Source organism: Exiguobacterium sp. Helios, from assembly GCF_014524545.1.
Lineage (GTDB): Bacteria > Bacillota > Bacilli > Exiguobacteriales > Exiguobacteriaceae > Exiguobacterium_A.
The window spans coordinates 47767-61369 of the sequence record NZ_CP053558.1; the positions used below are offsets into that span (position 1 = coordinate 47767).

The following is a 13603-nucleotide window of genomic DNA, read 5'->3' on the forward strand; positions in this document are numbered from 1 at the left end:
ATCACACGACATGAACTTCAATAACACGATTGACCTACAGAAAGAAATTGGAAAAAGCATCTCTTTAGCAGACGGCACTCGAAAACTGACGATTAAGGGAAAGACACGCAGCTATCCAGTACATCAGATTCCGCTTGAACACTTACTCTATAACCGTCAGAATGGTCGGATTATCAGCTCGATGAACCGTTATGAGTCGGAAGGGAAGGACATCCAGGCCCTTTCGAAGGAAGATTACAATGATCTCGTCGAACAATTCATCGTCGAGTCCAATAAATCGGCACTCGACGACACGAGGAAAGATATCAATCGCAGCGGACAACGTCTACCCGGCGTCGTCTTGAATGATGGGACGGTTGTCGACGGGAACCGTCGTTACACGTGTCTTCGTCAATTAAAACGTGAAGGGAAGACGTCATTCTTCGAGGCGGTCATCCTTGATCCGTCGGAAGGCCTCTCCGCCATCGACATAAAGCGACTCGAGCTTAACCTCCAACATGGTGAAGAGCGCCCGGTCGAGTACAACGCCATTGACAACCTAGTCGAGGTCTACAACGATATTGAGAAGAACAAATATTTCACGGTGAAGGAATATGCCTTGAACACGAACAAGACTGAAGGGGACGTTAAGAAGATGCTCAAGAAGGCGATCCTCATGGTCGAATTCCTTGAGTTCATCAATGCAGAGGGAAAATACTATGTAGCACGCGACATGGGCCTCGATGGTCCGCTCCAAGAAATCATGCTCATCATGAATAAGGAAAAGGACGAAGAGGAACATGAAAGAGTCAAGATTGCGCTGTTTACGGCAATGACGCTTTCGAAAGTCGGTGACTTGACAAGACATATACGACGCATCGGTAAGGAAATCATCCAAGCAGGCAACCGAGAACAATTTTTGGAGGAATATGATGAAATTGTTGAAAAGGTCCATGAGAAATATCAAGAGGAAGCCAGTGTTACATTGAACACGGTAAAAAAAGTGAATGAGGACCTCAAGGACATGCGAGACGAGGCGAGCTCTATCGTCAGTAAACGAATAGATGAGACCGTTCTGTCGAACATCAAAATGAAGCCGATTGATTTGTTGAACACCGTCATCCAGACACTTAAAAAAATCGATGCGGATCAAATTGCTAGAATGGATGTAGAGTCGAAAAAAGAGTTCGTTCGTCTTGTTAATCAAATTCGGGAGGACTTAGAAACTCATGAGTCACGAATCTGATTTCTGTGACCTTGTGCTCTCTCCTTCTTACTACACGACGGAGCATCAGATTGGCAAGGACTTCTATACACCCGTCCTGGGAAGGGCGGTCTCCTATGACCGGGTCAGCGGGTACTTCAGCTCGAAGGCGCTGGCTTCCTATGGTCAGGGCGTCAAGGGACTCGTCCAGAACGGTGGACGGATGCGTCTCATCGTCTCAGAGGATTTGAGCGAGGAGGACGTAGTATTGATAAGACAGGGCTATGCCCTGCGGGAACAGACCGTTGAAAGCCTGCTCGAACGACTCGACGAACGACTCGATGGACAGGAGATGATGGATTACTGCAATCTCGCTCATCTGATCGCGAATGGTGTCGTCGACATCCGTATCGGCTTCAAGTCATCCGGTCTATTCCATTCGAAGTTCGGCCTCATCGAGGATGGTGAGGGTAACATCATCTACTTCACAGGCTCGAACAATGAAACTAGCGCTGCCATAAGTAACAACTTCGAGTCCTTCGACATTACGACGACATGGCTTTCCTCGCCCTTCGACGTCGAGAAAATTCCTCGAGCGCGTCGCGAGTTCGACTTGCTCTGGGCAGATAGGATGCGCGAAGAGAACATCTACGTCAAACATATTGAAGAACTCATCATCAAGAAGATACTGACTTACGACAAGGGGACGATCATATTGGACAAGGAGATGCTGCAGGAGGACGCGATGATTCTGACTGTGGACGATGGTCGGTTCGTGATACACGACAACGTAGCGCCGGGAAAAATAAAAGCGAACGAGCTCACTATCAAAACGAGGCTGAAGCCTTACTATCACGTGGAGAAGGGATATCCTCATTTCCGTGATGACCTGACGTACGTGGAGATGAGGAAGATTATCGAGCTCTTCGAGAAGCTTGGTCAACGACGAGACTTCGATGTCGTAGTGACACGCGCGCTGGCTGAATATCTTGACCGACAGACCTATCTCATCGAGGAACGCTCGAACTATGCGATGTTGCTGAAGACGCAAGACGATCGTATCGAGGACAAGTACGGCCGCTTTGCATCGATTGTCGACCGTGAACTCCATCGTGAGCTCCGTGATAAACAGATGCAATCTGCCTTCTATATGGCAGAGATGCATCGTGCAGCTAACTTCTCCGTACCAGGTGCGGGAAAGACTTCGATGGTATACGGGGCATTCGCCTATCTCTCCTCACGGGAGATTAATCGAGTGAACAAAATCATCATGATTGGCCCGAAGAACACCTTCCTCGCCTGGAAGGATGAATACGTCGAAAACTTCGGGACGAAGCGAGAACTTCGGCTACTTAACATCCACGATACGGACGAACCCATCCGACAACTGCGTCTCGGCGGAGATTCATTCGACCTCGTCCTCGTCAACTATGAGTCTCTCGGACGATTCGAGGGAGTGCTGAGTGACGTCATCGATGGTCGTACGATGCTCGTCTTTGACGAAGTTCATAAAATCAAGGGCATGACGAGCAAGCGCGCTCAAATCGCGAAGCGTCTTTCGACGCTGACGTCCTACAAGTACGTCTTGACTGGTACACCGATACCGAACACCTATGAGGACATCTATAACTTCCTCAACATTCTATACGCCGAGGACTATAAGAGTTTCTTCAACTTCAAGCCGAGTGAATTGAAGAACCCCACCTCGACAAGAATTGAGGAAATCAATGCGAAGCTGTTGCCGTTCTTCTGGCGGACGACGAAGCATGAATTACAAGTTCCACAGGCAGAACCCGACATCCAATACCATGTGGAGGCGAACGATACCGAACAGGCCATCATCGACCTGATTCATCGTAAGTACACGGGTAATCCATTCAGCATGTACATCCGACTTCTTCAGGCGTCCACCTGCCCCGAACTCCTGTTACGGGCGCTCGACTTCCAGGAGATGTATGGGGAAGAAGAGGCCTCAGGCTTATCCTTCACGAAACAATCGGACACTCCTCCGGTCGTACTCGATCGGTCGGAGGTCGATCTTCTACGTCGCGTGCCGAAGACACGGAAGTTCCGTGCAGCGGTGGAGCTCGTCTCTGATCTATACGATGAAGGAAAAACGTCCGTCGTCTGGTGTATATTCATCCATACGATTGATCAGTTCCATACAGAGCTTCTTGCACGTGGCATCAAGGCCGAGGCCATCTATGGAAGCACACCACTCGAGGAACGCGAGCGTATCATCAAGTCGTTCCAGGCTGGTGAGCTCGATGTCATCATCACGAATCCACATACCCTCGCCGAATCGGTCTCTCTCCATCATGTCTGTCATGATGCGGTCTATCTGGAGTATTCCTTCAACCTGACGCACATGCTGCAATCTCGAGATCGTATCCATCGACTCGGTTTGCCGCAAGGACAGTACACGCGTTATCACTATATGATGATGCAGGGACAGCCGGAGGCACATGGAATGGTTGACGAGAAAATCTATGACCGTCTCAAGATGAAGGAACAGCGCATGCTTGACGCAATCGAGAATGGCGAGCTCCGCCCTGATCCGACGGTGGACTACGACGAAATCGTCGCCTTGTTCGAATGAAACGTCAATTAGAGGAGAAGATGAAAATGCGCGACATGAGTAAGAAGATTCTCGTGATGACGGCCTTTCTGATGATGATCGTCATCTATACGGCACAACCCTCGAATGCTGAGCTGATTGTAGACGAACCGAGTCCACATGATGTCGAGGTGACGGGTAAAGTGGATCCAGAAAAAGACATCTTGATTCATTTTGATTCAAAATGGTATCGTACAAAATCTGATGAGATGGGGATTTTCAAGCAAACATTCCCTAAAAAAATCGGGTATGACTCGATAGAAGTTCGGGAAATTTCCTCGGATGGATTTAGTTCGCAGAAAATGTATGTCTCGGCCCAGCGTACAGAATTATCATCACCGGTATATCTAGGAACGACTGACGGAAAGAGAAGGTTTTATAGTCCGGATGGATACCAGGTAGTGGCACTTTTGAACGGAAAGGTCTATTCAGGGGAGGAAACGCTTGAAGTCGACGCGACGCTTGCTAATGAGGCCAAGGTCTATGCCTCGAACGGTACTGATAAGAGCGGAACCATCTCCATCGACTTTAATCATCCCCCTAAGATACCATTCACGATGAATCAATCGAGAAAAGGAGAGTCGTTTGAGATTTCGGGACACACGCTTCCTAGACTTCCGATGGCTATTCAGGTGAAGGACGAAACCGGAACGTGGCAGTCCGTAGAGTACTTCTCCAGTGATTTAGACGGGGACTTCGAACATGATCTCAGCCCGGACATCTATCGTAAAGGTGATGAGGTAGATTTTCGAATCCATGTAAGGAACCTCGGGGCCGACGTCCCGCTCTCTGATGAGTTGACGAAACAATATACGATGGAAGCTTCACAATTGACGTCGGAGAATCCTGTGACCTTATTCAATGATGAGAGGATACGAGCAGGAAGAACGGTAGAGGGACGTACGAAGCCGGGAATGAGGGTGCATGCACAATTCGAAGGCATCACTAGTAAGTCGATTCTGGCTGACCCAGACGGGAAGTTCAGCCTTTCGATTCCATCGAACGTGTCGAGTTATCCGTACATCGTATTAGCGGTCTTTGATTCTAAAGGAAACAAGTTCGGTGAAGAACGATATGAGATGGCAGAGGCTGATTCATACGGATGGCAAATCCAGGTGAATAAAATCACGTCCGAATCGAGAGAACTGACGGGTGTGAGCAGACGTTATTCCAAAATCTATGCACATTACTCGGATGAAAATACGAAAGAGTATTACACGGTAAGTACCTCAGCAGATTCCCGAGGGGAATTTTTGATGCCGATTCCTAGACATATCAAGGGTTCCTTCACGATTGAAGGCGAGGATGGAGTTTATTCAAGCCGAATACAAAAAATAGGTGTCGTTGATGTCAGGCCGCTGGCTACTCCGGATTATGTCTTCGAGAACGGAGAGATGATTGTCACTGTCAAGTTCCCGAAAAGCGTAGAACTATCAGTCGAAGTCGCCAAAATCAAAGATGATGGAACCTTTGATAGCTCGCATTATGGAATGATACGGAAAAGTAAGAACGACGATATCTATGAAGCTAAGATTCCAGGATGGAACGACGGCGATCGGTTCAGCATGAAGCTGACGGATGGAAATGATATCGAGTCGTCTGAGGTATCAGGGGAGTATGAGGATGTCCCCCTACCGACAATTGATGAGCTGACGGATGATTCGTTGAAGATTTCAGGTCAGACCGTCCCTGGAATGATGGTATCCGTGTACGGAGGGTCCTCGGATGTTCTGAAAATGAAAAGTGATTCCTTGGGTCGCTTCGAAATTGACATCTCGGAACGAAATTCCTGGAATCGTCCCACACACCTTAGCGTCGAGAACACGATTCTGAAAACCAAGAGAATTCTCAGGTTGCAATACCGGGACACGACCCCTCCTACACTGAGCATCAATCCCGTGAAGGATAGCGACTCGACGATACAAGGTACGATGTACAATGGCGACAGGCTCGAGCTGACCATCTATTATTGGGATGGAAGGAATGTGTCGAAAGAAGTCCCGCGAAATACCAGTACAGGAATCTATTATAGGAACGAAACGGATTTCCGCGATGTCGAAAAAATCGAACTTCGGGCAATTGACTCGTTCGGAAATACACGTAAAGAAACCATAATACCGATCGACACACACTATCCGAGAATCGAGGCTTTAGACATCCCAGTCCAAGGAGATAATCTGTTTCTTGGTTTGACGGATCGTCGAGCGACTGTGACCATCATGGTCAACTCGAAAGAATACGTTTCTACGAGTAGCGAAACAGGATTTTTCTCAATAGAGACGGATAGACTGGTCCTGCACGATCGAGTGACCATCAAAGTAGAGGACCGGGGAAAGAACGTGACCTCACAGATTGTGAGTGAGGACGTAGTCGGTGTCATGGATGCACGATTATCGGTGGACCGGAAGACGTTCACGGTAAAGACGAATCTGAAACAACGTTTGCAGGACGTGAGGGTCGTAATAGAGGCGGACGGACGGACGTTCGAAAAAGAAATCAGCAAATCCCTTGATTTTAGCCTTCCATATAAGTTGAAAAATCATTCAACCGTGAAAATTTTCTTGATACGTCTATCATCGGGCGAAAAGACGCTAGTCGTCTCGAAGAAGTTCTCTGACACAACCCCTCCTGACATCAACACGGGACTCATCCTACGCGATGACCTGATGGTAGGCGATCACCTATATGGAAAGGCAGAGATAGGTTCACTAGTAGAACTCTATTATAAAGGGAAGGTCGTAAACTCTTATGGAGTGACCGGATATGATTCTTTCGATTTTCTCAATAGAAGAACGTTCCATGCAGGAGAGAAATTCGTCCTCAGGATAACCGACGCTGCTGGGAATAAATCTGAGAAGACCCTTGTGGTGAAACATGTTCCTAAAAAACCTCAGATTGATGCCATCTATGACGTTTCAAAGGCAATCACCGGAAAGACGGAACCTGGGCTCACGGTAGAAGTCAAAGTGAACCAGAAGAAGTATCTGGTGAAGGCGAACAGCAAAGGTCTTTATCGACTGGATGGTAAGGGCTGGATTCCTGGATATACCGTAGTCGTCAAGGCTAAAGGTAAAGAGGGGATTGACTCGCCATATGAAAGACGTACCGTGACAGGCACCATAAAAACGTTGCAAGTGAAGAACATAACGTCTACTTCGCGTTTCGTCGAGGGGAAAACAGAACGTGATTCTTACGTACAAGTTTTCAAGAATGGAAAGAGTATCTCGAAAAAAATTCTGGTTTCGAAGGACGGAAAGTTCAAACTGTCCATCCCGAGACAGGCGGCTAAGACGAAACTCGTCGTGAAGGTCGAACGAAGATACTATAAAACGCTCGAGAAGACTTTTATCGTAAGTAAATGAAAGAAGGAAGGACACGGCCCTCGAATCTGGGGCGTGTCCTTCTTTCTATACTGATGATGAATGGCAGCCCTTATCTAATGCTAATCATGTGTTCATCATGATTGAATAGTCCGTCTCACATTACAGGAGGGACTCGTCGAAACGTTTCCGATGGTGATGTATATAGGATTCACGGTGTGGCCAGATCTTGATTGACATGTCCTTTCAGATTCCTACGAGTCCGCAGCTTGCCTCATCAAGTTGTGGTCGAAGACGGTCTGGCATGAGCGGGAAAGTCTTCTCCTCCTCATCTGGCAATGAACGGTTCATACGGAACGCATGCCAAGCCTCAGGTTCATGTATACTATCGACGACGCCTGTCTTCAAGTCGACCATCCACTCTCCTGAAATGACGAGAAGGATTGTGAACGTGCGACCAAGTTCTCGTAGGCCGCTCCGTCACCATGATGATAGAACTTCTGACGACGAAGGACTTCTTCACGCGTCATGCCGATGACATAAGGAAGGGCAAGTCCGACGTAGCGGACATCTTTGGCGCCGACGCGTTCGAAGTAGAAGAAAGGTGCATGATGATTTTCGGCCGTATCATATGCGTTATCGAAGTACTTCAGGAACGTCTCGTTGCCACGCAGCTTCGTATCACGGAAGTCTTTGCCGGGTGTCTGGTTATCGCCGTAGTAGACGAGGACGCCACACTCACGGAATCGTATTCATTTTTCCACTCGGTCTGCTTGCTGGTGTCGAGGATGACGGTGAACGCCCCTTGATCATCGACCGACGGATGCCCCCTTGGTTCCCGAGTCCACGAATACCTTTCCCGAAGCGGAATAGGCGACTCAGGGGCTCGTTAGCGAAATGGGACGGTGAACCGGTCCCGGCCGGATAAATCTTTCCCGGGACAAGGTCTGGCGGGATGACGGTACTCATGGTCGTCCCTCTGTGTCGTCTACGGTACGTTTCTCACGATCCCGGAGGATTGCCAGTTCGATGCGTTCCGACACGGCCGAAGCCTGTTGCGCCTTCTCATGCTCGAGGAGCCGGACTTGCATCATCAGCTCTCTATTCTCCTCCTCCAGGCGTTCGGAGTTCCGGGAACGGGCCTTATAGTCGTCTGCGACCTCGGTCAGGCTCTGGATTTGTCTTTGCAGCCTTTCCTTCTCTTCGTTGCTGCGGCGAATCTGTTCCTCGAAGTGGAAGACCTCTTTACGCAGTGTCTTGACCGTGTCGACATGTTCTTTCTCGAGACGCGCGAGGGCATCGAGAGCCTTCTGTCTTTCCGTCTCCGCTTTTTCAAGGGTTTTGAGGAGTGATTTTTCTTTTTCTGCGAGCTGTTCACTCGCGAGTCGTCCTTCCTCCTCGATTCGAGCACGTTCCTCCGTGACCTCGGCCTCAAGTCGGGAGACGGCCTCCTCATGACGCGAACGGACGGATTCTAGGTCCGTCGCTTGACGCTTCAGGCGCAGGGAACGTTCCTCGAAAAGGTTCCCGATCTGGCGGAGCAACAACGTGAGCTGCTCGTCCTCCTCCGTCAGCAAGGGATCATGCGAGCGATTCTCGCTCAACGTGACGAACTCCTCGAAGAGCTGGTTCGTCGTCACCTGACGTTCGCGTACCAGCTCAGAAATCTTGCGGGTCACCTCTTCCGACAGGCGGAAGGACTTGTTCTTCATCTCGTTCGTATCATTATTCTGGGGGTCCATGATCATCTCTCCATATGTATAGTTATTTTAGTGCTTCGATGGCCTCATTATAACATGGCGTAGAGGCGAAAAAGATTCTTGCGAGGGCTCGAAATTTCGATCTGTTCAAAGCGAATATTTTCTGCTATAATTGAGAAACTGATATATAGCGAAAGGATGTTCGTATTTCATGGGAACAAAAAATAGATTAAACACAATCGAGCTGTTCGCAGGGGTCGGAGGCTTCCGTACCGGCCTCGAACAGGCGAACCCGGACCTCTTCAAGGTCGTGTGGGGGAATCAATGGGAACCTTCGCGTAAGGCGCAGGACGCATTCGATTGCTACGCATCGAACTTCAAGGAAGGTATCCACTCTAACGAGGACATCACGACTGTGACGGACGAGGCATTCAAGAACCTCGATGCCCAGCTCGTCGTTGGAGGTTTCCCTTGCCAGGACTATTCCGTCGCGCGGAGTCTATCGGGTGAGAAGGGGATACAAGGTAAGAAGGGGGTACTCTTCTGGGAAATCAAGCGTATCATCGAGGCGACTACTCCGCGTTACGTCCTTCTCGAGAACGTCGATCGACTCTTGAAGTCGCCGGCGAAACAACGAGGACGTGACTTCGCGGTCATGCTCGCGACGTTCCGTGACCTCGGCTATAAGGTCGAATGGCGTGTCCTGAATGCTGCAGAGTATGGCATGGCTCAGCGGCGGAGACGCGTGTTCATCTTCGCTACTCGAGATGATTCGGGCTTTTCGAAAGAGCTCGACTCTTACGAATCGGACGACATCCTGTTCGAGAAAGGTTTCTTTGCACCCGTCTTCCCGCTCAAGCCGGAGGTCGTGAAAAATCGTCGCCTCGTCGGTATGCTGCCGGACGATATCGTCGAGATATCGGACACGTTCTCTGCCAATTTCCACAACTCGGGCTATATGCATGAAGGGCGTTTCTACTCCATCCATACCGAGCCGGTCTTCGAGAAACCGACCCCGCTCCGTGACATCTTGCAGCCAGAGGACACGGTGCCAGAGAAGTTCTATCTGAAAGATACGGCTATCGAGAAGTTCAACTTCCTCCGAGGGGCGAAGAAAATTGAGCGGACATCGGTCGATGGACACAAGTATATCTATGCCGAAGGTGGCATGTCGGAGATAGACGACCTCGATAAGCCTGGCCGGACGATGCTGACGAGCGAAGGGACGACCAACCGGAGTTCTCATGTGGTCGAGGTCGACGGGCGTCGACGTTTCCTGACGCCGCTCGAGTGTGAACGGCTGAACGGCTTCCCGGATAACTGGACGAACACGATGAGCGATCGGATGCGTTACTTCTGCATGGGTAACGCGTTAGTGGTCGGCCTCATCGAACGGATGGGACGACGCATCGAACAGCTGGAGGACCGTCATCCGGTTCTCATGCCTGCGCAGGAATCCTTTTTCATTAACAACAACTGACGACAAGTGATTCGTCGTTCGCAATCTAGACGTAATGGAGGCACCCCCGCATGATGTGGAGGTGCCTTTTTTGGTTTCCGGATGACCGATAAAAGGAAGAACTGAATAGACGAGGGGTACAGAACAGAAGGAGGTAGGCACAAATGGCAATCAAGAACAAAAACCTCAGTAAGGTCAGGGGTATGGACACGAAGATGGAAATCAAGGTGAGACATGCGCTCTGGCATCGGGGATTGAGATATCGAAAGAACTATCGAAAGCTTCTGGGGACGCCTGACGTCGCCTTCCCCGCTCAGCGGCTCGTCGTTTTTCTGGACTCATGCTTTTGGCACGGTTGTCCGATGCATTACAAGGAACCTAAGAGCAATGTCGAGTTCTGGCGCAACAAAATCAAACGGAACCGAGAGCGGGACAAGGAGCAGACGGAACATTATCTGTGTCAGGGTTGGACCGTGCTTCGCTATTGGGAGCACGAGGTGAACGGAGACTTCGATCGGGTGGTGGATGAGATTGATAAAACATATCGTTCATTGCGCGGTAACGGTGCAGACAATCAGGAGTCACGCCTCGAAACATACCTCGAGGAAGAAGTAGACATGAGCGACCCGTGTGATTGAAGATTGGTATATAATGGGGGGAAAGAGATGGAAGGGAAGATATGAAAGATGTCACAGGATGATGGAATGATTGCGGATATGCGAATGCTTGGGCTCCTTGATCTTGCAGATGCGAAAGCGAGCAAGTTAAGCATGTCATCGGTGTTAAAGGTGATGGAGGAAGGATATAATCTCGAGGACTTCATGAGTGATGACGAGGAAGCCATAGCGAGAGTACGAGCGAACACGAGACGCACTATCCTAGAACTATTGAAAGAAGCGACTTCAGAGGAAATCATATTTTTGATGGAGGGGAAGTCACTCTATAGGCTCGCCTTGGCAGATGGTGGAGTAAGTGAGCAAATCGTTCGGAATCTCTTGATACCATCTGGGCTGAAGTATGGAAGGTTGGAGGGATTGGATTACGACATGTTCAGACAGATGACCGGTGGTGGGGAACGTCAAGTGACCTTCGCAAAGCTAATCCGCTCTTATAAGGCAGATGGTGGTGGGTGGAGTTTGGTCGAGGAGAAGCAGGGGGGGCGTTCGAGAAAAATCGGTGTCCGGCAGCTAAAGAAGATTGAGAGGGACTTGACGATTCTCTACGACGACATGACAGACCAATCTACCGTCCACGGCTGGGCAACGAGGACAGGGCTGACGGACGACGAGGCGCGAATCGGGCTTGAATCCCTAGTACAGAACGAGATGCTTGAAATTATGGATGACCGGGTCGTCAAAAGAACGAAGTGTTTGATGGAGGCACTAGAAATCATTCCTGAAATACATAGGACGATGCTACAGCAGCGATTGAGTGGCATGACATTGCAAGAGATAGGAGAAGCGAGCGGAATCACGCGTGAGAGGGTCCGTCAGGTCGTCATGAAGTCACTCGTCAGCATCCCACTCACACATGTCGTCGAGGCGAGAAGAATGAGATATCTCTATGAGAACTATGATCTCGATGCCCATTTCTTTGAACGGGTGCTGCTTCAGACGCGGGAAGTTTTCCACTTCATGTTCGAGAAATGTCCGAAGGGTGTCATCGAGAAGCGCGCAGTCTACTCACTGCTCCGACTAGAAGAGAGGAAGCGCATGCTGTTGAGTGAGGGGCTCTATGAGGATCTAAATGGCGAGGCCTCGATACTCTCGAAGGCGGGACTCGTAGAAAAATATTATGCCTTGAGGGGACGAAAGACGAAACACGTGTCAATTCACCACCAACGCTATCTCGCATTTATCGAAGATGAGTTATATGGTAGAAAGGAGCTGCTGGAGGTATATAGTATATCAGAACGTGCTTTCGAGGGACTGTCTCACAGGACGGAAGGTTGCCTGAAATCAGCGGGACACCAGATCAGATATCTGGATCTCGACACTATCTTCGAGGAACGTGTGGCTATCGAGGAGCTTTTCGTTTTGAATCCAGGTATATACAATACACGTCTCATCTACGATAGAAACCTGGAATACTTTGAATCACTAGATATCAGGAATCATCATGAACTTCATAACATCATGAAGGATAATCTCAAAATTGAGTCGATACAAATGCGTCGGATGCCTGAGTTCGGTGTGGAGGTGACGAAAAAGCTGGATTGGCTGGTAGACCTTATAGATGAGATGGGCCCGATACAACTCGAGACGTTCCTCCTACACCTAGAGGAAATCTATGGTTTGTCGATTCCCTCCACACGAAGCCTGATACAGGCGGAGCTGTCTGACTACATAACTTCGCAGAATGATCTCGCTCATGACATACCTGAGCTATCAGTGAATGAAGAGGAGTTCATCCGCTCGATACTGACTAAAGACGTCTATACCTTGCAAGAACTGGACGATGCACACGGAGCTGAGGTCGATGATTTCCGACATCGCTACTTGAACAAGCGGAACCTGTCGATTGTCGGATATGATTTGAGATGGGGGCTCGTCATCCGGAAAGAGTTAGGGAGTGGTGAGAAGTATTTCCGGCGGGTCTTGTTGTCCGAGGATTATTTCCGACGCGACGATTCTCCTGCGCAAAACACTCGGTCTTTCTGGAATGCGCTTCTTAATCTCCAGGAAAGCCTCGACCTGTTCTGTATCGAGGAAGAGGTTTACATGAACATCTTGGTCCTCGAACGAGCAGGTATCAGGAAGAGGGATGTTGCCGACTTCCGAAGCAGGGTCGTCAGCCACTTCTCAGATGGACGATACTATACGATGAAGAACATACGTGATGAGATAGAGCATCCCCTCCTGAACCTGTGGTTCGATGATATCTTCTATGAGCGAATCTGTCGGAGTGATGCCAAGGTCCGCTTCATCCCGGTACCTTCTGGAGATGTATTTTATCAGGCGCGAGAAAGACGAAATCAGATTGATTTCATTGGTCACTTAAGTGTGGATGGAATACAAATTGACGACTTACGGAAATCCATAGAACATACATATGGTATCGTATTCGAGCGAGCGAAAGTAATAGAGAAAATCAATTCATCGAATATGTACTACACGCCTGAGATGGAACGTGTCTATCTTGGAAAACAAAGCTTCTTGGATACGATTTACGGTATAGAAGAGAAGTGAAAGGTACCGTCCGTTCTCTCTTCAAACGATGAACGGGATGTCTTTAACAAAAATTAGGATTAAGAATCAAAGGTTCTCAGTCTGTTCTGTGCTGTACTATTCTCCAGGCGTCATACAACCTACTTATGATTTTTTT

10 protein-coding genes are annotated in these 13603 nt (G+C 49.1%); 6 read left to right on the plus strand and 4 right to left on the minus strand.

Features of this window, described 5'->3' with window-relative positions:
• The first annotated feature begins 10 nt into the window (after positions 1-10).
• The 3 genes from HNY42_RS15945 (at position 11) to HNY42_RS15955 (ending at position 7162) form a co-directional block, all read left to right on the plus strand.
• On the plus strand, positions 11-1225 hold the full coding sequence (locus HNY42_RS15945; RefSeq protein ID WP_188005554.1) for a hypothetical protein: 1215 nt from the start codon (positions 11-13) through the stop codon (positions 1223-1225).
• Between the two features lie 226 nt (positions 1226-1451).
• The gene (locus HNY42_RS15950) at positions 1452-3782 is read left to right on the plus strand and encodes an SNF2-related protein (protein WP_370529005.1); all 2331 of its coding nucleotides are present in this window, start codon (positions 1452-1454) and stop codon (positions 3780-3782) included.
• 26 nt (positions 3783-3808) lie between these two features.
• A complete protein-coding gene (locus HNY42_RS15955) occupies positions 3809-7162 on the plus strand; it encodes a hypothetical protein (RefSeq protein ID WP_188005556.1) in 3354 nt (1117 codons plus the stop codon).
• A 204-nt stretch (positions 7163-7366) separates the two neighbouring features.
• Here HNY42_RS15955 and HNY42_RS15960 read toward each other — a convergent pair whose 3' ends face one another.
• The 4 genes from HNY42_RS15960 to HNY42_RS15975 are packed head-to-tail and all read right to left on the minus strand — an operon-like array spanning position 7367 to position 8862.
• The gene (locus tag HNY42_RS15960; RefSeq protein ID WP_188005557.1) at positions 7367-7537 is read right to left on the minus strand and encodes a hypothetical protein; all 171 of its coding nucleotides are present in this window, start codon (positions 7535-7537) and stop codon (positions 7367-7369) included.
• A complete protein-coding gene (locus HNY42_RS16400) occupies positions 7525-7872 on the minus strand; it encodes a hypothetical protein (protein WP_188005560.1) in 348 nt (115 codons plus the stop codon). The genes HNY42_RS15960 and HNY42_RS16400 overlap by 13 nt, the downstream gene beginning before the upstream one ends.
• Positions 7859-8089, minus strand: a complete 231-nt coding sequence (locus HNY42_RS15970; RefSeq protein ID WP_188005470.1) for a hypothetical protein — start codon at positions 8087-8089, stop codon at positions 7859-7861. Before HNY42_RS15970 ends, HNY42_RS16400 begins: the two co-directional genes overlap by 14 nt.
• Positions 8086-8862 (minus strand): hypothetical protein, encoded by a 777-nt coding sequence (locus tag HNY42_RS15975; protein WP_188005471.1) that lies wholly within the window; start codon positions 8860-8862, stop codon positions 8086-8088. The genes HNY42_RS15970 and HNY42_RS15975 overlap by 4 nt, the downstream gene beginning before the upstream one ends.
• 169 nt (positions 8863-9031) lie before the next feature.
• Between HNY42_RS15975 and dcm the strand changes: the two genes are divergently transcribed.
• From dcm to HNY42_RS15990, 3 genes are all read left to right on the plus strand, one after another.
• On the plus strand, positions 9032-10300 hold the full coding sequence (dcm, locus tag HNY42_RS15980) for a DNA (cytosine-5-)-methyltransferase (RefSeq protein ID WP_188005472.1): 1269 nt from the start codon (positions 9032-9034) through the stop codon (positions 10298-10300).
• A 143-nt stretch (positions 10301-10443) separates the two neighbouring features.
• Positions 10444-10917 (plus strand): very short patch repair endonuclease, encoded by a 474-nt coding sequence (locus tag HNY42_RS15985; protein ID WP_188005473.1) that lies wholly within the window; start codon positions 10444-10446, stop codon positions 10915-10917.
• A gap of 48 nt (positions 10918-10965) precedes the next feature.
• Positions 10966-13467 carry a sigma factor-like helix-turn-helix DNA-binding protein gene (locus HNY42_RS15990; protein WP_188005474.1) on the plus strand — a complete coding sequence of 834 codons (2502 nt, stop codon included), beginning with the start codon at positions 10966-10968 and terminating at the stop codon, positions 13465-13467.
• The last annotated feature ends 136 nt before the right edge of the window (positions 13468-13603 follow it).